Origin of the sequence: Marinobacter sp. BW6, from assembly GCF_008107725.1 — a bacterium.
Lineage (GTDB): Bacteria > Pseudomonadota > Gammaproteobacteria > Pseudomonadales > Oleiphilaceae > Marinobacter.
The window spans coordinates 17,584-37,215 of the sequence record NZ_VIRN01000054.1 but is presented as its reverse complement, the minus strand read 5'-3'; the positions used below and the strand labels follow the sequence as shown (position 1 = coordinate 37,215).

28 protein-coding genes are annotated in these 19,632 nt (G+C 55.5%); all 28 read right to left on the bottom strand.

Going from position 1 to position 19,632, the window contains the following annotated elements; all coding sequences use genetic code 11:
* Positions 1 to 108 precede the first annotated feature (108 nt).
* Entirely contained in the window at positions 109 to 222 is a 114-nt protein-coding gene (gene rpmJ, locus FMN52_RS04990; RefSeq protein ID WP_008174902.1) for a 50S ribosomal protein L36, read from the bottom strand.
* Positions 223 to 252: 30 nt separating this feature from the next.
* On the bottom strand, positions 253 to 1,575 hold the full coding sequence (gene secY, locus FMN52_RS04985) for a preprotein translocase subunit SecY (protein ID WP_064230335.1): 1,323 nt from the start codon (positions 1,573 to 1,575) through the stop codon (positions 253 to 255).
* Positions 1,576 to 1,592: 17 nt separating this feature from the next.
* Positions 1,593 to 2,027, bottom strand: a complete 435-nt coding sequence (gene rplO, locus FMN52_RS04980) for a 50S ribosomal protein L15 (protein ID WP_088558160.1) — start codon at positions 2,025 to 2,027, stop codon at positions 1,593 to 1,595.
* A 1-nt stretch (position 2,028) separates the two neighbouring features.
* On the bottom strand, positions 2,029 to 2,217 hold the full coding sequence (gene rpmD / locus FMN52_RS04975; RefSeq protein WP_148607566.1) for a 50S ribosomal protein L30: 189 nt from the start codon (positions 2,215 to 2,217) through the stop codon (positions 2,029 to 2,031).
* Between the two features lie 4 nt (positions 2,218 to 2,221).
* The gene (gene rpsE / locus FMN52_RS04970; RefSeq protein WP_008174892.1) at positions 2,222 to 2,722 is read right to left on the bottom strand and encodes a 30S ribosomal protein S5; all 501 of its coding nucleotides are present in this window, start codon (positions 2,720 to 2,722) and stop codon (positions 2,222 to 2,224) included.
* A gap of 12 nt (positions 2,723 to 2,734) precedes the next feature.
* Positions 2,735 to 3,082: a 50S ribosomal protein L18 gene (gene rplR, locus FMN52_RS04965; protein WP_148607565.1), complete on the bottom strand. Its 348-nt coding sequence runs from the start codon at positions 3,080 to 3,082 to the stop codon at positions 2,735 to 2,737.
* Between the two features lie 9 nt (positions 3,083 to 3,091).
* Positions 3,092 to 3,625: a 50S ribosomal protein L6 gene (gene rplF, locus FMN52_RS04960; RefSeq protein ID WP_148607564.1), complete on the bottom strand. Its 534-nt coding sequence runs from the start codon at positions 3,623 to 3,625 to the stop codon at positions 3,092 to 3,094.
* Positions 3,626 to 3,634: 9 nt separating this feature from the next.
* Positions 3,635 to 4,027 carry a 30S ribosomal protein S8 gene (rpsH, locus tag FMN52_RS04955; RefSeq protein ID WP_008174886.1) on the bottom strand — a complete coding sequence of 131 codons (393 nt, stop codon included), beginning with the start codon at positions 4,025 to 4,027 and terminating at the stop codon, positions 3,635 to 3,637.
* Positions 4,028 to 4,115: 88 nt separating this feature from the next.
* Entirely contained in the window at positions 4,116 to 4,421 is a 306-nt protein-coding gene (gene rpsN / locus FMN52_RS04950; protein ID WP_008174884.1) for a 30S ribosomal protein S14, read from the bottom strand.
* Between the two features lie 12 nt (positions 4,422 to 4,433).
* Positions 4,434 to 4,973: a 50S ribosomal protein L5 gene (gene rplE, locus FMN52_RS04945; RefSeq protein ID WP_088558161.1), complete on the bottom strand. Its 540-nt coding sequence runs from the start codon at positions 4,971 to 4,973 to the stop codon at positions 4,434 to 4,436.
* 15 nt (positions 4,974 to 4,988) lie between these two features.
* On the bottom strand, positions 4,989 to 5,309 hold the full coding sequence (rplX, locus tag FMN52_RS04940; protein ID WP_008174881.1) for a 50S ribosomal protein L24: 321 nt from the start codon (positions 5,307 to 5,309) through the stop codon (positions 4,989 to 4,991).
* 17 nt (positions 5,310 to 5,326) lie between these two features.
* Positions 5,327 to 5,695, bottom strand: coding sequence for a 50S ribosomal protein L14 (rplN, locus tag FMN52_RS04935; protein ID WP_007154005.1), 369 nt, complete (start codon positions 5,693 to 5,695; stop codon positions 5,327 to 5,329).
* Between the two features lie 15 nt (positions 5,696 to 5,710).
* Positions 5,711 to 5,977 carry a 30S ribosomal protein S17 gene (gene rpsQ, locus FMN52_RS04930; RefSeq protein ID WP_008174879.1) on the bottom strand — a complete coding sequence of 89 codons (267 nt, stop codon included), beginning with the start codon at positions 5,975 to 5,977 and terminating at the stop codon, positions 5,711 to 5,713.
* 1 nt (position 5,978) lies between these two features.
* Positions 5,979 to 6,170, bottom strand: coding sequence for a 50S ribosomal protein L29 (rpmC, locus tag FMN52_RS04925; RefSeq protein ID WP_148607563.1), 192 nt, complete (start codon positions 6,168 to 6,170; stop codon positions 5,979 to 5,981).
* Entirely contained in the window at positions 6,170 to 6,583 is a 414-nt protein-coding gene (gene rplP / locus FMN52_RS04920; RefSeq protein WP_148607562.1) for a 50S ribosomal protein L16, read from the bottom strand. The genes rpmC and rplP overlap by 1 nt, the downstream gene beginning before the upstream one ends.
* Before the next feature lie 12 nt (positions 6,584 to 6,595).
* Positions 6,596 to 7,279, bottom strand: a complete 684-nt coding sequence (rpsC, locus tag FMN52_RS04915) for a 30S ribosomal protein S3 (RefSeq protein WP_064230338.1) — start codon at positions 7,277 to 7,279, stop codon at positions 6,596 to 6,598.
* An 11-nt stretch (positions 7,280 to 7,290) separates the two neighbouring features.
* Positions 7,291 to 7,623 (bottom strand): 50S ribosomal protein L22, encoded by a 333-nt coding sequence (gene rplV / locus FMN52_RS04910; RefSeq protein ID WP_008174870.1) that lies wholly within the window; start codon positions 7,621 to 7,623, stop codon positions 7,291 to 7,293.
* Positions 7,624 to 7,639: 16 nt separating this feature from the next.
* The gene (rpsS, locus tag FMN52_RS04905; protein WP_007154011.1) at positions 7,640 to 7,915 is read right to left on the bottom strand and encodes a 30S ribosomal protein S19; all 276 of its coding nucleotides are present in this window, start codon (positions 7,913 to 7,915) and stop codon (positions 7,640 to 7,642) included.
* Positions 7,916 to 7,938: 23 nt separating this feature from the next.
* Positions 7,939 to 8,766 carry a 50S ribosomal protein L2 gene (rplB, locus tag FMN52_RS04900; protein WP_069185080.1) on the bottom strand — a complete coding sequence of 276 codons (828 nt, stop codon included), beginning with the start codon at positions 8,764 to 8,766 and terminating at the stop codon, positions 7,939 to 7,941.
* Positions 8,767 to 8,783: 17 nt separating this feature from the next.
* On the bottom strand, positions 8,784 to 9,077 hold the full coding sequence (gene rplW / locus FMN52_RS04895) for a 50S ribosomal protein L23 (RefSeq protein ID WP_008174862.1): 294 nt from the start codon (positions 9,075 to 9,077) through the stop codon (positions 8,784 to 8,786).
* Entirely contained in the window at positions 9,074 to 9,679 is a 606-nt protein-coding gene (rplD, locus tag FMN52_RS04890; RefSeq protein ID WP_064230340.1) for a 50S ribosomal protein L4, read from the bottom strand. Before rplD ends, rplW begins: the two co-directional genes overlap by 4 nt.
* A gap of 11 nt (positions 9,680 to 9,690) precedes the next feature.
* Positions 9,691 to 10,329 (bottom strand): 50S ribosomal protein L3, encoded by a 639-nt coding sequence (gene rplC, locus FMN52_RS04885; RefSeq protein WP_148607561.1) that lies wholly within the window; start codon positions 10,327 to 10,329, stop codon positions 9,691 to 9,693.
* 76 nt (positions 10,330 to 10,405) lie between these two features.
* Positions 10,406 to 10,717, bottom strand: a complete 312-nt coding sequence (gene rpsJ, locus FMN52_RS04880; RefSeq protein WP_004580743.1) for a 30S ribosomal protein S10 — start codon at positions 10,715 to 10,717, stop codon at positions 10,406 to 10,408.
* A 185-nt stretch (positions 10,718 to 10,902) separates the two neighbouring features.
* The gene (gene tuf / locus FMN52_RS04875; protein WP_008174851.1) at positions 10,903 to 12,099 is read right to left on the bottom strand and encodes an elongation factor Tu; all 1,197 of its coding nucleotides are present in this window, start codon (positions 12,097 to 12,099) and stop codon (positions 10,903 to 10,905) included.
* A gap of 35 nt (positions 12,100 to 12,134) precedes the next feature.
* Positions 12,135 to 14,240: an elongation factor G gene (gene fusA / locus FMN52_RS04870; RefSeq protein WP_148607560.1), complete on the bottom strand. Its 2,106-nt coding sequence runs from the start codon at positions 14,238 to 14,240 to the stop codon at positions 12,135 to 12,137.
* An 18-nt stretch (positions 14,241 to 14,258) separates the two neighbouring features.
* A complete protein-coding gene (rpsG, locus tag FMN52_RS04865; RefSeq protein ID WP_008174847.1) occupies positions 14,259 to 14,729 on the bottom strand; it encodes a 30S ribosomal protein S7 in 471 nt (156 codons plus the stop codon).
* Positions 14,730 to 14,843: 114 nt separating this feature from the next.
* Positions 14,844 to 15,218 (bottom strand): 30S ribosomal protein S12, encoded by a 375-nt coding sequence (gene rpsL, locus FMN52_RS04860; RefSeq protein ID WP_148607559.1) that lies wholly within the window; start codon positions 15,216 to 15,218, stop codon positions 14,844 to 14,846.
* Between the two features lie 167 nt (positions 15,219 to 15,385).
* Positions 15,386 to 19,600 carry a DNA-directed RNA polymerase subunit beta' gene (rpoC, locus tag FMN52_RS04855; RefSeq protein WP_148607558.1) on the bottom strand — a complete coding sequence of 1,405 codons (4,215 nt, stop codon included), beginning with the start codon at positions 19,598 to 19,600 and terminating at the stop codon, positions 15,386 to 15,388.
* Positions 19,601 to 19,632: the final 32 nt, after the last annotated feature.

Genomic DNA, 19,632 nt, shown 5'->3' with positions numbered 1-19,632 from the left:
TGAATTTTCCGCCACAAAAAGGGCGCGAAATAATAGCGCCTGACCCCACATGGAGTCAAGCGCCATCATTCCGAAACCCTACAATGTCAGGAAGGATCCCTCTCGGAATCAGCCCTGGCGTTGCTTGTGACGAGGCTCCGAGCAAATGACTCGTACCGAGCCATTGCGACGAATTACTTTGCAGTTACGGCAAATTTTCTTTACCGAAGCGCGTACTTTCATTGTCGACTCCAGTTTTCAAGGGGAACGGGATTAACCGTTCCGACCATAGCCCTTGAGATTGGACTTCTTCATCAGTGATTCATACTGATGAGACATCAGGTGCGACTGAACCTGCGCCATGAAATCCATCACCACGACTACAACAATCAGCAGAGAGGTACCGCCCAGATAGAACGGAACATTCCCGGCCACCATCAGGAACTGAGGGAACAGGGAAACTGCTGCAATGTACATTGCACCGAACAGCGTCAGACGGGTCAGAACACCATCGATATACTTGGCAGTCTGATCACCAGGACGAATGCCCGGAATAAACGCTCCAGAGCGCTTGAGGTTATCCGCAACTTCTTTCGGGTTGTACATCAGGGCTGTGTAGAAGAAGCAGAAGAAAACCACTGCTGCCGCAAACAGGATAATGTACAACGGCTGGCTTGGCGCCAGAGCCTGGGAGATGTCACTCAACCATTCCATGCCCTCGCCCTGACCAAACCACTGACCCAGCGATGCCGGGAAAAGCAGGATGGACGAAGCGAAAATGGGCGGGATTACACCGGCCATGTTCACTTTCAGAGGCAGATGACTGGACTGCTGCGCAAACACCCGGCGACCCTGTTGCCGCTTGGCGTAGTTGATCGTCAACCGGCGCTGACCGCGCTCCATGAAGACCACGAAGCCAATGACAGCAACCGCAAGAACGCCAATACCCAGAACCACCAGCAGGCTCATCTCACCATTACGGGCTTGCTCGAGCGTCTGACCGATAGCGCCGGGCAACCCGGCAACAATACCGGCGAAGATCAACAGGGAAATGCCGTTACCGACACCCCGCTCGGTGATCTGCTCGCCAAGCCACATCATGAACACGGCGCCACTGACGAATGACACAACCGCCACAAAGTGGAAGCTGAAGCTGTCATTGAAGGTGACACCCTGTGATGCCAGGCCGACTGAAATACCAAAACCCTGAACCAGGGCCAGGATAACCGTACCATACCGAGTGTACTGGCTGATCTTTCGACGGCCAGCCTCACCTTCTTTCTTCAGCTGCTCAAGCTGCGGACTAACCGCAGTCATGAGCTGCATGATGATAGAGGCCGAGATGTACGGCATGATACCGAGAGCGAAGATACTCATGCGCTCAAGCGCACCACCGGAAAACATGTTGAACATGCTCAGGATTGTGCCCTGGTTCTGTTCAAACAGTGCCGCCAGACGGTCGGGGTTGATACCCGGCACCGGAATGTGGGCACCGATCCGGTACACCAACAATGCCAGGAAGACAAACCAGAGCCGCGATCGCAGCTCTGCCAGTCCTTTACCCGCGCCCGCAGGCAATGATGCGTTCTTGGCCATTTAGTCCTCGACTCGCCTTAGTCTTCGACTTTACCACCCGCGGCAGAAATTGCCTCGCGCGCGCCTTTGGTTACCCGCAGTCCCTTCACGGTTACCGCACGACTTAGCTCGCCGGACAGGATAACCTTGGCTTCGCGAATTTCACCGCGAATAATATCTGCCTTTTTCAGGGCTTCCAGATCAACCACATCGCCTTCAACCTTCGCCAGTTCGTTCAGGCGAATTTCAGCAACGTAACGCTGCTGACGGGATGTGAAACCAAACTTCGGAAGACGACGAGCCAACGGCTGCTGACCACCCTCGAAACCAGGTGCTACGCTGCCGCCGGAACGGGCTTTCAGACCCTTGTGACCGCGACCGCCGGTTTTACCGAGACCGCTACCGATACCACGACCGACCCGCTTGGGGGCTTGGCGTGAACCGGGTTCCGGACTAAGTTCGTTCAGACGCATCTTAGTTCTCCTCAACCCGAACCAGGTAATAAACCCGGTTGATCATGCCGCGGATAGAAGGCGTATCTTCCACTTCCACGGTGTGACCGATTTTACGAAGACCCAGGCCCTTCACACACAACTTGTGCTTGGGCTGGCAGCCGATGGGGCTGCGGGTCAGAGTTACTTTGATCGTATTTGCGTTCGCCATGACTTCAACCCAGAATCTCTTCCACGGTCTTACCGCGCTTGGCTGCAATATCTTCAGGCGCCTGTGTCGCCTGGAGACCCTTGATGGTGGAACGTACCACGTTCACCGGGTTGGTAGACCCGTAACACTTGGACAGTACGTTCTGAACACCCGCCACTTCCAGTACTGCGCGCATCGCACCGCCGGCGATGATACCAGTACCTTCGGACGCAGGCTGCATGTAGACCTTGGAGCCGCCATGCTGAGCCTTGACCGGGTATTGCAGGGTAGTGCCGTCAAGCGGAACTTCTACCATGTTCTTGCGTGCAGCTTCCATGGCCTTCTGGATGGCAACCGGCACTTCACGCGCCTTGCCACGACCGAAACCTACGCGACCTTTACCATCACCCACTACAGTCAGTGCGGTGAAGGCGAAAATACGGCCACCTTTAACAACCTTGGCGACACGATTGACCTGAACCAGCTTTTCCTGGAGCTCAGGCGCCTTCTGTTCGTTAACGCTCATCTTCTCCACCTCTTAGAATTGCAAGCCAGCTTCACGGGCTGCGTCGGCCAGAGCCTGAATACGGCCGTGATAACGGTAACCGGAGCGGTCAAAAGCAACCTGCTCAACACCTGCTGCCTTGGCGCGTTCAGCGATCAGCTGACCGACCTTCTTGGCAGCGTCCACGTTACCGGTTGCACCCTGGCGCAGTTCCTTATCCAACGTGGAGGCAGAAGCCAGCACCTTGCTGCCGTCTGCAGTCGTGACCTGGGCGTACATGTGACGCGGTGTGCGGTGAACGCACAAACGATCGGTACCCAGTTCACGGATCTTCATGCGCACTTTGCGTGCGCGACGCAATCTTTCGTTATTCGCGCTCATAGTCCCGCCTTATTTCTTCTTGGCTTCTTTGCGTCTGACCTGCTCATCCGCATAACGAACACCCTTGCCCTTGTAAGGCTCGGGCGGACGGAACGCGCGGACTTCCGCAGCGACCTGGCCAACCTGTTGCTTGTCGATACCGCGAATCACAACTTCCGTATTGGACGGAGTTTCTGCGGTAATCCCCTCGGGCAGCTCATACTCAACCGGGTGAGAAAAACCCAGTGTCAGATTGAGCTTCTTACCTTGCGCCTGGGCACGGTAACCTACGCCCGTCAGCTGGAGTTTACGTTCCCAGCCTGTGGAAACACCGGTCACCATATTGTTGACCAGTGCACGAGTAGTACCAGCAAGAGCGCGGGACTTTGTAGCACCATCGCGGGCCGCAAAGCGCAGAACATTTTCTTCCTGCTTTACTTCAACCGCCTGGTGAATGGTGATTTGAAGCGCTCCCTTGGAACCCTTCACATTAATTTCCTGTCCGTTCAGCTTAACCTCAACACCGGAAGGCAGCACGACAGGATTATTGGCAACCCTGGACATGTGTATCTCCTAGAATACGGTGCAGATGACTTCGCCACCCACGCCAGCAGCACGTGCGGCGCGGTCTGTCATAACGCCCTTAGACGTTGAGACAATCGCGACTCCCAGACCACCGGATACTTTCGGCAGTTCCCCAGCGCCGTTGTACTGGCGCAGACTCGGACGGCTGACCCGTTTGATCTCTTCAATAACCGGCTTACCACCGAAGTATTTCAGAGTAATCGTCAGCTCGGGCTTCGCGTCGGCTGAAACGGAGAAATCGTCGACGTAACCTTCGTCCTTGAGGACCTGGGCTACGGAGATCTTCATCTTTGAAGACGGCATCGTAACGTCTGCTTTTGATGCCATCTGTGCATTACGGATACGAGTAAACATATCCGCAAGCGTGTCTTGCATACTCATTGGTATGAGGCTCCTGATCTTTTTAGTTGTGCAGCGGCTTGCCGCACCGCTTACCAACAGGCACCTGACCGAAGTCAGGGTACCTATCTTACCAGCTTGCCTTGGTCAGGCCCGGAACGTCACCGCGCATGCCGTATTCACGGAGTTTGATCCGTGACAGCTCAAACTTGCGCAGAACGCCGTGGGGACGACCAGTCACCTGGCAACGATTACGAAGACGCGAAGGAGATGCATCGCGAGGAAGCTGTTGCAGCTTCATCTGTGCGTCCCAACGGTCATCATCGCTGGTATTCGGGTTCTTGATAATCGCCTTGAGCTCGGCACGCTTCGCTGCAAACTTCGCAACGGTTTTTTCGCGCTTGAGCTCACGGTTTTTCATGGAAACCTTAGCCATTACACTCGTTCCTTATTTCTTGAACGGAAAGCCAAAGGCTTTCAACAGTTCGCGACCTTCATCGTCGGTACCGGCAGTGGTGGTAATGGTGATGTCCAGACCACGGATCTTGTCGACTCTGTCGTACTCGATCTCGGGGAAAATGATCTGCTCACGCACACCCATGCTGTAGTTACCGCGACCGTCGAACGACTTGGGATTCAGACCACGGAAGTCACGAATGCGGGGAACCGCAATGTGAACCAGGCGATCAAAGAAGTCCCACATACGCTCGCCGCGCAGGGTAACCTTACAACCGATAGGCCAACCTTCACGGATCTTGAAACCCGCGACGGATTTACGAGCCTTGGTAACAACCGCTTTCTGGCCTGCCAGGCGCTCAAGATCCGCCACAGCATTCTCAATCAGCTTCTTGTCACCAACCGCTTCGCCGACACCCATGTTAAGGGTGATCTTTTCGATACGCGGCACCTGCATAATGTTCTTGTAGCTGAACTCTTTCTGCAGGGCGGGTACCACTTCCTTACTGTACTGCTCTTTCATGTTAAGCATCGTAACCACCACCGCTTACTGGTTATCGACAGCTTCGTTCGTGGACTTGAAGATCCGCACTTTCGCGCCGTCTTCCTTAATCTGGAAGCCTACACGATCGGCTTTGCCGGTCTGCGGATTAAAAATAGCCACGTTGGAAGCCTGGATAGGTGCTTCTTTTTCGACGATGCCACCCGGGGAGCCCAGCATCGGGTTCGGCTTGGTGTGTTTCTTGATCATATTGATCCCTGAAACAACCATGCGGCCATCGTCCTGAACCTTCAGGACTTTACCACGTTTGCCTTTATCTTTCCCCGTAGTGACGATTACTTCGTCATCTCGTTTGATCTTTTTCATAACCGGCCTCTGGTCCTTTAAAGTACTTCGGGTGCCAGTGAGATAATTTTCATGAACTTCTCATTACGCAGTTCACGGGTAACCGGTCCGAAGATACGGGTACCAATAGGAGCGTCCTGATTGTTCAGAAGTACTGCCGCATTTCCGTCGAAACGGATCAGCGAACCGTCGGGACGGCGAACACCCTTGCGGGTGCGTACCACGACAGCTTTCAGGACCTGGCCTTTCTTCACTTTACCGCGGGGGATGGCTTCCTTGACGGTCACCTTGATGATATCCCCTACGCTGGCATAACGCCGATGTGAACCGCCCAGGACCTTGATGCACATCACCTGACGCGCACCGCTGTTATCCGCGACTTCAAGCATTGTTTGAGTCTGAATCATGGTTGTTCTCCGGCGTTACACCTTGGATGCACGTTCGGTAACTTCCACCAGGGCCCAGCTCTTGGTCTTGGAGACCGGACGGGTTTCCTGAATGGTCACAGTGTCACCGATGTTGCACTGATTGCTCTCATCGTGAGCGTGGATCTTGGTTGAACGCTTCATGTACTTACCGTACAGCGGGTGTTTCACCTGACGCTCGACCAGCACCACGATGGATTTCTCCATCTTGTTGCTCACGACCTTGCCGCTCAGAGTTCTGGCAGTTTGGGTAGCTTCGGTCATCTCACTGTCCTGCCTTTTCGTTCAATACTGTTTTCACGCGAGCAATGTCGCGCTTCACCTTGCCGAGAAGATGAGACTGATTCAGCTGACCTGTCGCCTTACGCATGCGCAGGTTGAACTGCTCCTTCAGGAGGTCGATCAGCTCTTTGTTCAGCTCCTCGACTGACTTATCACGCAGCTCTGTTGCATTCATCACATCACCTTCCTCGTTACAAAGGTGGTCTGTACCGGCAGTTTGGCCGCCGCGAGAGTGAATGCGTCCCGAGCAATTTCCTCAGACACACCTTCCATCTCGTAGAGCATGCGGCCTGGCTGGATTTCAGCCACCCAATACTCGACAGAACCCTTACCTTTACCCATTCGAACTTCAAGCGGCTTACCGGTGATCGGCTTGTCCGGGAATACCCGGATCCAGATCTTACCGCCCCGCTTGATGCGACGAGTCATTGTACGACGCGCTGCTTCAATCTGGCGCGCAGTTATACGCCCACGGCTCGTAGCCTTCAATCCGTATTCACCGAAGCTCACCTTGTTGGCGCGGTGAGCAAGACCAGTGTTACGGCCTTTCATTACCTTGCGGAATTTGGTGCGTTTTGGTTGCAGCATAAGAGTGCCCCTTTACTTAGAACCTTTCTTCCCAGAGGCTTTCTTGTCAGCACGGACCTGCTCCATACCACCAAGAATCTCACCTTTGAAGATCCATACCTTGACGCCGATTACGCCGTAAGTGGTATGCGCTTCGTAGGTTGCGTAATCAATATCTGCACGCAGTGTGTGCAGCGGAACACGACCTTCGCGATACCACTCGGAACGCGCGATTTCAGCACCCCCGAGACGACCGCCAACCTGAATCTTGATACCCTTGGCACCCTGGCGCATGGCGTTCTGAACCGCGCGCTTCATAGCGCGACGGAACATCACACGACGCTCCAGCTGGCCGGCAACGTTTTGCGCTACCAGGCGGGCATCGAGGTCCGGCTTGCGGACTTCTTCGATGTTGATGTGCACAGGCACACCCATCATGTCGCTGACTTCGCGACGCAGACGATCAACATCTTCACCCTTCTTACCGATAACAATACCGGGACGGGCAGTATGGATCGTGATACGGGCGTTCTGAGCAGGGCGCTCGATCACAATCTTGCTGACAGACGCCTTAACCAGACGCTTGTCGAGGAACTCACGAACCTGAATGTCATTCAACAGGTTCCTGGAGTATTCCTTTTTGTCGGCATACCAGACTGAGTTGTGCTCTTTGATCACACCCAGGCGAATGCCGGTTGGATTTACTTTATGACCCATCTGAGCATCTCCTACTTGTCGGCGACCTTGACGGTGATATGGCAGGTGCGCTTGAAAATACGGTCAGCGCGCCCCTTGGCTCGAGCTTTGATTCGCTTGAGCGTCGGACCCTCATCCACCATCACGGTGGAAACCCGCAGTTCGTCAACGTCCAGACCTTCGTTATGCTCAGCGTTGGCGATGGCGGACTCAAGAGCTTTCTTGATCACGACCGCCGCCTTCTTCGGGCTGAAAGTCAGAATGTTCAGGGCATCCTCAACAGCCTTGCCACGTACTTGGTCAGCGACAAGACGTGCTTTCTGAGCTGAGAGGTTAGCGCCCTTATACTTGGCTGCTACTTCCATTTTGATTACCTCAGAATCAGCGTTTAGCTTTCTTGTCGGCCGCATGACCACGATAAGTACGCGTTGCCGCGAACTCACCCAGCTTATGTCCAACCATATCTTCGGTGACATAAACCGGCACGTGCTGCTTGCCGTTGTGGACTGCAATGGTCAGGCCTACCATCTCCGGAAAGACTGTCGACCGGCGGGACCAGGTTTTGATCGGCCGCTTGTCGTTAGCTTCCAGAGCTGCCTCGACCTTCTTCAACAGATGCAGGTCTATAAAAGGACCTTTCTTCAAAGAACGTGGCACAGCAATTACCTCTATGTAGTCGTTTACTTGGCCGAACGACGACGTACTATCATCTTGTCAGTACGCTTGTTCTTACGAGTCTTATGCCCTTTGGTCGGAACACCCCACGGAGTAACCGGGTGACGCCCGCCAGAGGTACGCCCTTCACCACCACCATGCGGGTGGTCAACTGGGTTCATAGCAACACCACGTACTGTTGGCCGTTTGCCGCGCCAACGTGATGCACCCGCTTTACCAAGCTGCTTGAGGCTGTGTTCGCTGTTGGACACTTCACCCAACGTTGCGCGACAGTCAACAAGCACCTTACGCATTTCACCTGAGCGCAGGCGGATGGTGGCGTAAGCCCCTTCCCGAGCAACCAGCTGTACGGATGCGCCCGCAGAGCGAGCCAGCTGTGCACCTTTGCCAGGCTTGAGTTCGACGCAGTGGATTACAGAACCGACCGGAATATTCCGGAGCGGCAGCGTGCTACCCACTTTGATTGGTGCGTCGATACCGGAGCGCACAGGATCACCGATCTGCATACCTTTGGGAGCGATAATGTAACGACGCTCACCATCGGCATACTTCAGCAGTGCAATGTGCGCAGAGCGGTTAGGATCGTATTCCAGGCGCTCAATGACCGCCGGGATACCATCTTTGGTCCGCTTGAAATCGATGACACGGTAGTGCTTCTTGTGACCACCACCCGTGTGACGGGTTGTAATGCGGCCTACATTGTTACGACCACCCGTCTTGTTCTTTCTTTCTACCAACGGCTCGTATGGGCGCCCAGTGTGCAGATCCGGGTTGTAAAGCTTTACAACGTGACGGCGTCCGGCAGATGTTGGTTTGGTTTTGACGATCGGCATATTACGACCCCTTTACCTTATTCCACATCCAGAAAATCGATGTCCTGACCTTCTGCCAGCTTTACGTAAGCCTTACGAATGTCATTACGCTTGCCGAACCCGCGGATAGTACGCTTGAGCTTACCCTTACGGTTCAGAACCTGAACACCTTCTACGGTGACGTTGAACAGCTGCTCAACGGCTTTCTTGATCTCGGGCTTGGTGGCATCAGGCGCTACACGAAACACTACCTGGCCACGCTCTGCTGCCAGAGACGCTTTTTCCGATACGTGCGGCCCAAGCAGGACCTTATAAATACGTTCCTGATTCATCCCAGCATCTCCTCGATCTTCTTCAGAGCGGGAACGGTCACAACGACCTTCTCGAAGGCAACCAGGCTAACCGGATCCAGGCCAGCAATATCACGCACGTCTACGTGCGGGATGTTGCGCGAGGCCAGATGCAGGTTCTGCTCGACGTTGTCGGACAGAATCAGCGCATTGGTCACACCGATATCCTTCAGCTTGGCGTTGAATGCCTTGGTCTTCGGGCTATCAACGTTCATATCGTCGACAACCACCAGACGCTCTTGGCGAACCAGCTCGGAAAAAATGGAGCGCATCGCTGCGCGGTACATTTTGCGGTTAACCTTTTGCTCGAAGCCACGAGGCTTGGCTGCAAAGGTAACGCCACCGGCGCGCCAGATCGGACTACGAATAGTACCGGCACGGGCACGACCAGTGCCCTTCTGACGCCATGGCTTCTTACCGCCACCGCTTACTTCGGAACGCGTCTTCTGAGCCTTGGTACCCTGGCGGGCGCCTGCCATGTAGGCAGTCACTACCTGGTGAACCAGCGACTCGTTAAAATCTTTGGCGAATGCAGCGTCGGAAACCGAAATTCCCTTGCCGCTACCTGTAATAGTCAATTCCATCGCACCGCTCCTCAGGCTTTAACTGCAGGCTTGATGACAACATCGCCGCCAGTTGCGCCGGGAACGGCACCACTTACCAGCAGCAGGTTGCGCTCGGCGTCGACACGGACGATTTTCAGGTTCTGCACAGTCACCTGAGCATTACCCATCTGGCCCGCCATCTTTTTGCCCTTGAATACCTTGCCCGGAGTCTGGTTCTGACCAATGGAACCCGGAGCACGGTGAGACAGAGAGTTACCGTGAGTGGCATCCTGCATGGAGAAGTTCCAGCGCTTAACACCGCCCTGGAAGCCCTTACCCTTGGACTGACCGATGGCGTCAACCACCTGACCGTCTTCGAATACAGAAGCCGTGATCTCACTACCAGCGGCCAGGTCTTCGCCTTCGCCATCAGCAAGACGGAATTCCCACATACCACGACCGGCTTCAACGCCCGCCTTGGCAAAATGGCCCGCTTCGCTCTTGGTAACACGAGAGGAACGACGAGTACCGACAGTCACCTGAACGGCGCGGTAGCCATCGCTTTCAAGAGTTTTCAGTTGGGTAATGCGGTTGGGCTCAACCTCAATTACCGTTACGGGCAGCGCCTGCCCATCTTCCGTAAAAATACGGGTCATACCGGCCTTACGACCGACAACACCAATTGCCATGTTTCACCTCTTAAGTGTACGGGGCTCTCACCCTCTATGGCCTTATGACAGTTACACAGACTAGTACCGGGCGGTATTAGCCGAGGCTGATCTGAACGTCTACACCTGCTGCCAGGTCCAGTTTCATCAGAGCATCTACTGTCTTTTCCGTCGGCTCAACAATGTCGAGCAAACGCTTATGCGTACGAATTTCATACTGATCGCGCGCGTCTTTGTTGACGTGCGGAGAGATCAATACAGTGTACTTTTCCTTCCGCGTCGGCAGAGGGATAGGGCCACGCACCTGAGCGCCGGTCCGCTTGGCGGTATCGACGATCTCCTGCGTGGACTGGTCGATCAGGCGATAATCAAACGCCTTCAACCGGATTCGAATTTTTTGGCTTTGCATGATGCACCAAACTCCACTCGTAGCAGCTACTAGTTAGCCGACCTTCAAAAAAAGGAGCCGCATTGTATGCATAATACCCAACCCTGTCAACAGCAATGCTAGTCGACCGGGCCAGGCAAGCTTTACGGCTGAAACAGAAAAAGGGGCTGAAGAATCAGCCCCTTTTTCCTGATCAAGCGAGCAGATTACTCGATGATCTTGGAGACTACGCCGGCACCAACGGTACGGCCGCCTTCACGAATCGCGAAGCGCAGGCCATCTTCCATGGCGATCGGAGCAATCAGGGTAACACTCATCTTGACGTTGTCACCCGGCATAACCATTTCCACACCTTCCGGCAGTTCGCAAGAACCGGTTACGTCGGTGGTACGGAAGTAGAACTGCGGACGGTAGCCCTTGAAGAACGGAGTATGACGACCGCCTTCTTCTTTGGACAGTACGTACACTTCGCACTCGAACTTGGTGTGCGGAGTGATCGAACCCGGAACCGCCAGAACCTGACCACGCTCAACGTCGTCACGCTTGGTGCCACGCAGCAGCGCGCCAATGTTCTCACCAGCACGACCTTCGTCCAGCAGCTTGCGGAACATCTCAACACCAGTACAAGTAGTCTTCACGGTATCCTTGATACCAACGATTTCCACTTCGTCACCGGTCTTGATAACGCCACGCTCAACACGGCCAGTCACAACAGTACCACGACCGGAGATGGAGAAGACGTCCTCGATCGGCATCAGGAACGGCTGATCAATCGCACGCTCCGGCTCAGGGATGTAGTCATCCAGAGCTTCTACCAGCTTCTTGACAGCGGTAGTACCCATCTCGTTGTCGTCTTTGCCTTCCAGCGCCATCAGCGCGGAACCGGTGATGATCGGAGTGTCGTCACCCGGGAAGTCGTACTGGCTCAGCAGGTCACGAACTTCCATCTCAACCAGCTCAAGCAGCTCTTCATCGTCTACCATGTCCGCTTTGTTCAGGAACACCACGATGAAAGGTACACCAACCTGACGGGACAGCAGGATGTGCTCGCGAGTCTGCGGCATGGGGCCGTCAGCTGCGGAGCAAACCAGGATCGCGCCGTCCATCTGCGCCGCACCAGTGATCATGTTCTTCACATAGTCAGCGTGGCCAGGGCAGTCTACGTGTGCGTAGTGACGGTTCGGAGAATCGTACTCAACGTGAGATGTCGCGATCGTGATACCACGAGCCTTCTCTTCCGGTGCGTTATCGATCTGGTCGAATGCACTCGCAGACCCTGTACCCCAAACTTCGTGACATACACGGGTCAGGGCAGCAGTCAAAGTGGTTTTACCATGGTCTACGTGACCAATGGTGCCTACGTTCAAGTGCGGTTTATTACGCTCAAATTTAGATTTAGACACGGTTACACCTCTTCCTGTTTCTTAAGTCCTGGGGATCAACCCTTTTTAATGATCGCTTCGGCAATGTTCGAAGGTGCCTCTGAATAACCAGAGAACTCCATCGCGTAGGACGCCCGGCCTTGCGTTGCAGAACGCAGGTCGGTGGCGTAACCGAACATTTCCGACAACGGAACCTCTGCACGGATGACCTTACCGGCAGGACCCTCGTCCATACCCTGGATAACGCCGCGACGACGGTTCAGGTCGCCTACAACATCACCCATGTAGTCTTCCGGCGTCACAACTTCCACACGCATGATCGGCTCGAGCAGTGCCGGGCTTGCCTCGAGGGCACCCTTCTTCATTGCCATGGAACCGGCAACCTTGAAGGCCATTTCGTTGGAGTCGACGTCGTGATAGGAGCCGTCGTACAGGGTTGCCTTGATACGCAGCAGCGGATAACCGGCCAGACAGCCGTTCTGCATCTGCTCTTCAATACCCTGCTGAACTGCCGGGATGTATTCCTTGGGAACAACACCACCAACAATCTCATTCACGAAGATAAAGTTTTCGCCTTCTTCATCATCCAGCGGCAGCGGCTCAAGCTTCAGCTTGACGTGACCGTACTGACCACGGCCACCAGATTGACGTACGAATTTGCCTTCGACGTCTACCGGCTTGCGGATGCACTCACGATAAGCAACCTGCGGCTTACCGATGTTCGCCTCTACCTTGAATTCGCGACGCATACGGTCGACGATGATGTCCAGGTGAAGCTCACCCATGCCGGAGATGATTGTCTGGCCGGATTCTTCGTCAGTACGAACGCGGAACGACGGGTCTTCCTGAGCCAGCTTGCCCAGGGCAACGCCCATCTTTTCCTGGTCCGCCTTGGACTTCGGCTCAACGGCAACAGAGATAACCGGCTCCGGGAACTCCATGCGCTCGAGAATGATCTTGTGATTCTCGTCGCACAGGGTGTCACCGGTGGTCACACTTTTCAGACCGATAGCCGCAGCAATATCGCCCGCCAGAACCTCTTTGATTTCCTGACGATCCTTGGAGTGCATCTGAACCATACGGCCGACGCGCTCTTTCTTGCCCTTGACCGAGTTGTAAACGGCATTACCCGACTCAAGCTTACCGGAGTAAACCCGGAAGAAAGTCAGCGTACCGACAAACGGGTCAGTGGCGATCTTGAACGCCAGTGCCGCGAAGGGCGCGTTGTCATCCGCCTCACGAAGCTCTTCGGTGCCATCTTCGTCAACTTCACCACGAATGGCCTTGACTTCGTCCGGCGCCGGCAGAAACTCGATAACGGAGTCGAGAACCGCCTGAACACCCTTGTTCTTGAATGCAGAACCACAGGTGGCAACAACGATTTCGTTGGCCAGGGTGCGCATCCGCAGACCCTTCTTGATTTCTTCGATGGACAACTCACCCTCTTCGAGGTACTTCTCCATCAATTCTTCGTTGGCCTCTGCAGCAGCTTCAACCATCTGCTCGCGGTACATGGCGACTTCTTCTTCCATTTCCGCAGGCACTTCTTTCTGCTCGTAGCTGGCGCCAGCGTCAGCTTCGTTCCAGTAGATGGCCTTGTTACGAATCAGGTCCACAATACCGGCAAAGTTGTCTTCGGCACCGATCGGCAGCTGAATGGGGACGCAGTTCGCACCCAGACGCTTCTTGATCTGGTCAACCACCCGCAGGAAGTTAGCGCCGGCACGGTCCATCTTGTTGACGAACACCATGCGGGGAACTTCATACTTGTTGGCCTGACGCCATACGGTTTCGGACTGGGGCTCAACACCGGAGGAGCCACAGAACACTACAACCGCACCGTCGAGTACGCGCAAGGAGCGCTCTACTTCGATGGTGAAGTCAACGTGCCCCGGGGTGTCGATGATGTTGATCCGGTGCTCCGGGTACTGCTTGTCCATACCTTGCCAGAATGTCGTAGTCGCAGCAGAGGTGATGGTAATACCACGCTCCTGCTCCTGCTCCATCCAGTCCATGGTAGCTGCACCATCATGAACCTCACCGATCTTGTGGGAAATACCTGTATAAAACAGGACCCGCTCGGTGGTTGTGGTTTTGCCCGCATCAACGTGCGCACAAATACCAATGTTTCTGTAACGCTTGATAGGAGTCTTGCGTGCCACTGTATAAACCTCGGCTGATTAGAAACGGAAGTGAGAGAACGCCTTGTTGGCTTCTGCCATGCGGTGAACATCTTCACGCTTCTTAACAGCGGAGCCTTTGCTGTCAGCGGCGTCCAGGATTTCACCAGCCAGACGCTGAGCCATGGACTTCTCACCGCGCTTCCGTGAATATTCTACGAGCCAGCGCATCGCCAGCGCGTTCTGACGGGAAGGCCGTACTTCAACAGGCACCTGGTAAGTAGCGCCACCCACACGACGGGACTTAACCTCAACCATCGGCTGGATGTTCTCCAGGGCCTTCTCGAACATGTCGATCGGCTCTTCCTTGGATTTCTCGGCAACAATGTCCAGAGCGCCGTAAACAATGCGCTCTGCGGTAGACTTCTTGCCACTTTCCATCACGTGGTTGATGAACTTGGCAAGACGTGCACTGCCGAATTTCGGATCCGGGATAATTTCCCGTTTAGCTGCAACTCTTCTTCTAGGCATCGATAAGCCCTTATATATCTAAAAGGTCTTCAGGAACCCCTGAGATAGCAAATGCTACTCAGCCTTACTCTTACCGTTCTGACAAGCAACGATAAAAGACACCCGCTCGGGACATCAGGACTTGGGTCGTTTTGCACCGTACTTGGAGCGGCCCTGCTTACGGTTCTGAACACCCTGGGTGTCCAGCGTTCCGCGAACAGTGTGATAGCGCACACCCGGAAGGTCTTTTACTCGACCGCCACGGATGAGCACAACACTGTGCTCCTGAAGGTTGTGACCTTCACCGCCAATGTATGAGGAAACCTCGTAGCCGTTGGTCAGACGAACGCGGCACACTTTACGCAGTGCTGAGTTCGGCTTCTTCGGCGTTGTGGTGTATACACGAGTGCATACACCACGGCGCTGTGGGCAGGCCTGGAGAGCAGGAACATCGCTCTTGGCTACCCGGCGCTTACGAGGCTTACGCACCAACTGATTAATCGTTGCCATGTAAGCAAACTCCAAAAAACCATATCAATGAAACTTACCCCCAGTGCAGGGGGTAAAATTTAAGGGACGCAAGTGTAAGCCTGCGCCCCCGGACAGTCAAGATGACTGGTCTCTTTTTGACCACCTCACGGGTAGGTAACTACCCGGAGGCAGTGCGCCGGCTCAACTCAGCTTTCGCGGTTGAGCTCGGCACTCAGAGCTTCTTCCACGTCGGCCGCGGTTACGCCCTGCTCTTCCAGGTCACGCTTGCGACGACGCTCGTTGTGATACGCCAGACCGGTACCAGCCGGAATCAGTCGACCAACCACAACGTTTTCTTTCAGGCCGCGCAGGTAATCACGCTTACCGGTAACCGCACCTTCGGTGAGTACCCGGGTGGTTTCCTGGAACGAAGCCGCAGAAATGAACGACTCGGTGGCCAGGGAAGCCTTGGTGATACCCAGCAGCAGACGCTCGAACCTTGCGGGCTCTTTGTCTGCCACGTCGGCCTTTTCGTTTTCTTCCAGCACCTGGGTGATTTCCACCTGATCACCGGACAGCAGAGTCGTATCACCCGGATCGGTGATTTCGACCTTGCGCAGCATCTGACGAACGATAACCTCAATGTGTTTATCGTTGATGACAACGCCCTGCAGACGGTAAACGTCCTGGATTTCGTTGGTGATGTACTTGGCCAGCTCAACCACACCCAGCAGACGCAAAATGTCGTGCGGGTTGGATGGACCATCCGAAATCACCTCGCCCTTCTCAACGGTTTCACCTTCGAAGACGTTGAGCTGACGGTGCTTCGGAATCAGCACTTCGTAGGGATCAGCATCCTTCGGAGTGATCACCAAACGCTTCTTGCCCTTGGTTTCCTTTCCGAACGAGACCATACCGCTGATTTCGGCCAGGATGGACGACTCCTTCGGACGACGGGCCTCGAACAGATCGGCAACTCGCGGCAGACCACCGGTGATATCCCGGGTCTTGGAGCTTTCCTGCGGAATCCGCGCAACCACATCACCCAGCTCGACTCGCGCGCCATTAGCCATGGTCACCAGCGCATTCGCCGGCAGGAAGAAGATTGCGGTACCGCCGCCTGGCAGCTCCACTTCCTCGCCCTTTTCGTCAATCAGCTGAATGGCCGGACGAATGTCCTTGCCAGCAGCAGGACGCTCTTTGGAATCGATGACCTCCATGGTGGACAGGCCGGTCAGTTCGTCGGTCTGGGTCCGGACAGTGATGCCCTGATCCATATTGACGAATTTCGCGGTACCACCGGCTTCGGCAATGATCGGGTGAGTGTGTGGATCCCACTTGGCAACCACAACGCCGGCTTCAACGGCATCTCCGTGCTTCACGGAGAGAACAGCACCGTATGGCAGCTTATACCACTCACGCTCACGCCCCTGATCATCCGCAATGGCCAGCGCGGAGGAGCGGGAGATCACTACCAGAGAACCATCGGCCTTCTCGATGGACTTCATATTGTGCAGACGGACCGTACCGCCATGCTTGACCTGGATATTGTCGACCGCGGACGCCCGGCTGGCCGCACCACCAATGTGGAAGGTACGCATGGTCAGCTGGGTACCCGGCTCACCGATGGACTGTGCGGCGATAACACCGACAGCTTCACCCACGTTGACCTCATGGCCACGGGCCAGATCACGGCCGTAGCACTTGGAGCAGATACCGTGGCGGGTTTCACAGGTGATCGCAGAGCGAACCCAGACTTCATCCACACCGGCCCGCTCGAGGGTTTCAACGGCCTTCTCGTCCAGCAGGGTACCGGCAGTGATAACGGCGTTGTCCTTGTCGGTCGGCGTAAACGCATCACGTGCGGTCACACGACCCAGAACCCGGTCACCCAGGGGTACGACAACGTCGCCACCTTCGATGTGCGGCGTCATCAGCAGACCTTCATCGGTACCACAGTCAGGCTCGGTAACGACCAGATCCTGGGAAACGTCCACCAGACGACGAGTCAGGTAACCGGAGTTCGCGGTCTTCAGAGCGGTATCCGCCAGACCCTTACGGGCACCGTGGGTGGAGATGAAGTACTGGAGTACGTTCAGACCTTCACGGAAGTTCGCGGTGATCGGCGTTTCGATGATGGAGCCATCCGGCTTGGCCATCAGGCCACGCATACCGGCCAGCTGACGGATCTGGGCCGCGGAACCCCGGGCGCCGGAATCGGCCATCATGTAAACCGAGTTGAACGACTCCTGCATCAGGTATTCGCCGTCTTCACCCTTCACCGGCTGCCCATCAGGCCCGATAACCTGCTCCTTCGCCAGACGCTCCATCATGGCTTTGGAAACTTTATCGTTGGCACGTGACCAGATGTCGATAACCTTGTTGTACTTCTCGCCCTGGGTCAGCAGACCGGACGCGTACTGGGTTTCGATATCCTTCACCTCGGCGGAGGCGGCATCCACCAGCTCGTATTTCTCCGGCGGGATCTCGAAATCGTTAAACCCGATCGAGATACCGGAGACGGTCGCGTAGTGATAACCCATGTACATCAGCTGGTCCGCGAAGATAACGGTGTCTTTCAGACCGGCATCGCGGTAGCAGGTGTTGATCAAGTTAGAGATCGCCTTCTTGACCATCGGCTTGTTGACCAGCTCGTAGGACAAGCCATCCGGCACGATATCGAACAGCAGCGCCCGGCCAACCGTGGTATCCACAATCTTGTACTCTTCGGTACGAGAACCGTCTTCGGCAATCGTAACCTCTTTCACTCGAACCTTGACGATGGCCTGAAGGTCAACCTTGCCTGCGCCGTAGGCACGATGCGCCTCTTTGACGTCGGCAAACGTCATGCCTTCACCGAGGGCGCTCTTGCGCTCACGGGTCATGTAGTACAGCCCGAGCACCACGTCCTGGGACGGTACGATGATCGGCTCGCCGTTGGCCGGCGACAGTACGTTGTTGGTGGACATCATCAACGCACGGGCTTCGAGCTGGGCTTCCAGAGTCAGCGGTACGTGGACCGCCATCTGGTCACCGTCAAAGTCGGCGTTGTAGGCGGCACACACCAGCGGGTGCAGCTGGATCGCCTTGCCTTCGATCAGAACCGGCTCGAACGCCTGGATACCCAGACGGTGCAGCGTCGGCGCACGGTTCAGCATGATCGGATGCTCACGGATGACTTCGTCCAGGATATCCCAGACCACGCCTTCCTCGCGCTCGACCATCTTCTTGGCGGCCTTGATCGTGGTCGCCAGACCGCGGTGCTCCAGCTTGGAGAAAATAAACGGCTTGAACAGCTCCAGTGCCATCTTCTTGGGCAGGCCACACTGGTGCAGGCGCAGGTAAGGACCGACCACGATCACCGAACGACCGGAGTAGTCCACACGCTTACCAAGCAGGTTCTGACGGAAACGACCCTGCTTGCCCTTGATCATGTCAGCCAGGGACTTCAACGGGCGCTTGTTGGTGCCGGTAATGGCCCGGCCACGACGGCCGTTGTCCAGCAGGGCATCGACGGCTTCCTGCAGCATCCGCTTCTCGTTGCGCACGATGATGTCCGGAGCGTTTAGCTCCAGCAGGCGCTTGAGACGGTTGTTCCGGTTGATCACCCGACGGTACAGATCGTTCAGATCAGAGGTCGCGAAGCGGCCTCCGTCCAGCGGTACCAGCGGGCGGAGATCCGGCGGAAGTACCGGCAGCACGGTCATGACCATGTCGCCCGGCTTGTTGCCGGAATACAGGAACGCCTCAAGAATCTTCAGACGCTTGCTGAACTTCTTGATCTTGGTTTCGGAGTTGGTCTGCGGGATCTCTTCACGCAGGGCATCAACCTCTTCCTGCAGGTCGATACCTTCCAGGAGTTCCTTGACCGCCTCGGCACCCATACGGGCGTCGAACTCGTCACCGAATTCCTCCAGGGCTTCGTAATACTGCTCGTCGTTCAGCAGCTGGCCCTTCTCCAGGGTAGTCATCCCCGGATCGATCACAATAAAGGACTCGAAGTACAGGACCCGCTCGATATCGCGCAGGGTCATGTCCAGCATCAGACCGATACGGGACGGCAGTGACTTCAGGAACCAGATGTGTGCGACCGGGCTGGCCAGCTCGATGTGGCCCATACGCTCACGGCGCACGCTGGCCAATGCGACCTCAACACCACACTTCTCGCAGATGACTCCGCGATGCTTGAGGCGCTTGTATTTACCGCAAAGACACTCGTAGTCCTTGATCGGGCCGAAGATCTTGGCACAGAAAAGACCGTCGCGCTCCGGCTTGAAGGTACGGTAGTTAATGGTCTCAGGCTTCTTCACTTCGCCAAAGGACCAGGAACGGATCATGTCAGGCGACGCCAGGCCAATGCGGATGGCGTCGAATTCCTTGCTTTGGTTCTGGCTCTTGAGAAGATTCAGCAAATCTTTCATCAGTAAAAGCTCCGGATGGCGTTAATCTCGGG

Excerpts from the sequence above, each read along its gene's own strand:
- rpmJ (WP_008174902.1), bottom strand. The coding sequence starts at position 222 with ATGAAAGTACGCGCTTCGGTAAAGAAAATTTGCCGTAACTGCAAAGTA.
- secY (WP_064230335.1), bottom strand. The coding sequence starts at position 1,575 with ATGGCCAAGAACGCATCATTGCCTGCGGGCGCGGGTAAAGGACTGGCA.
- rplO (WP_088558160.1), bottom strand. The coding sequence starts at position 2,027 with ATGCGTCTGAACGAACTTAGTCCGGAACCCGGTTCACGCCAAGCCCCC.
- rpmD (WP_148607566.1), bottom strand. The coding sequence starts at position 2,217 with ATGGCGAACGCAAATACGATCAAAGTAACTCTGACCCGCAGCCCCATC.
- rpsE (WP_008174892.1), bottom strand. The coding sequence starts at position 2,722 with ATGAGCGTTAACGAACAGAAGGCGCCTGAGCTCCAGGAAAAGCTGGTT.
- rplR (WP_148607565.1), bottom strand. The coding sequence starts at position 3,082 with ATGAGCGCGAATAACGAAAGATTGCGTCGCGCACGCAAAGTGCGCATG.
- rplF (WP_148607564.1), bottom strand. The coding sequence starts at position 3,625 with ATGTCCAGGGTTGCCAATAATCCTGTCGTGCTGCCTTCCGGTGTTGAG.
- rpsH (WP_008174886.1), bottom strand. The coding sequence starts at position 4,027 with ATGAGTATGCAAGACACGCTTGCGGATATGTTTACTCGTATCCGTAAT.
- rpsN (WP_008174884.1), bottom strand. The coding sequence starts at position 4,421 with ATGGCTAAGGTTTCCATGAAAAACCGTGAGCTCAAGCGCGAAAAAACC.
- rplE (WP_088558161.1), bottom strand. The coding sequence starts at position 4,973 with ATGCTTAACATGAAAGAGCAGTACAGTAAGGAAGTGGTACCCGCCCTG.
- rplX (WP_008174881.1), bottom strand. The coding sequence starts at position 5,309 with ATGAAAAAGATCAAACGAGATGACGAAGTAATCGTCACTACGGGGAAA.
- rplN (WP_007154005.1), bottom strand. The coding sequence starts at position 5,695 with ATGATTCAGACTCAAACAATGCTTGAAGTCGCGGATAACAGCGGTGCG.
- rpsQ (WP_008174879.1), bottom strand. The coding sequence starts at position 5,977 with ATGACCGAAGCTACCCAAACTGCCAGAACTCTGAGCGGCAAGGTCGTG.
- rpmC (WP_148607563.1), bottom strand. The coding sequence starts at position 6,170 with ATGAATGCAACAGAGCTGCGTGATAAGTCAGTCGAGGAGCTGAACAAA.
- rplP (WP_148607562.1), bottom strand. The coding sequence starts at position 6,583 with ATGCTGCAACCAAAACGCACCAAATTCCGCAAGGTAATGAAAGGCCGT.
- rpsC (WP_064230338.1), bottom strand. The coding sequence starts at position 7,279 with ATGGGTCATAAAGTAAATCCAACCGGCATTCGCCTGGGTGTGATCAAA.
- rplV (WP_008174870.1), bottom strand. The coding sequence starts at position 7,623 with ATGGAAGTAGCAGCCAAGTATAAGGGCGCTAACCTCTCAGCTCAGAAA.
- rplB (WP_069185080.1), bottom strand. The coding sequence starts at position 8,766 with ATGCCGATCGTCAAAACCAAACCAACATCTGCCGGACGCCGTCACGTT.
- rplW (WP_008174862.1), bottom strand. The coding sequence starts at position 9,077 with ATGAATCAGGAACGTATTTATAAGGTCCTGCTTGGGCCGCACGTATCG.
- rplD (WP_064230340.1), bottom strand. The coding sequence starts at position 9,679 with ATGGAATTGACTATTACAGGTAGCGGCAAGGGAATTTCGGTTTCCGAC.
- rplC (WP_148607561.1), bottom strand. The coding sequence starts at position 10,329 with ATGGCAATTGGTGTTGTCGGTCGTAAGGCCGGTATGACCCGTATTTTT.
- rpsJ (WP_004580743.1), bottom strand. The coding sequence starts at position 10,717 with ATGCAAAGCCAAAAAATTCGAATCCGGTTGAAGGCGTTTGATTATCGC.
- rpsG (WP_008174847.1), bottom strand. The coding sequence starts at position 14,729 with ATGCCTAGAAGAAGAGTTGCAGCTAAACGGGAAATTATCCCGGATCCG.
- rpsL (WP_148607559.1), bottom strand. The coding sequence starts at position 15,218 with ATGGCAACGATTAATCAGTTGGTGCGTAAGCCTCGTAAGCGCCGGGTA.
- rpoC (WP_148607558.1), bottom strand. The coding sequence starts at position 19,600 with ATGAAAGATTTGCTGAATCTTCTCAAGAGCCAGAACCAAAGCAAGGAA.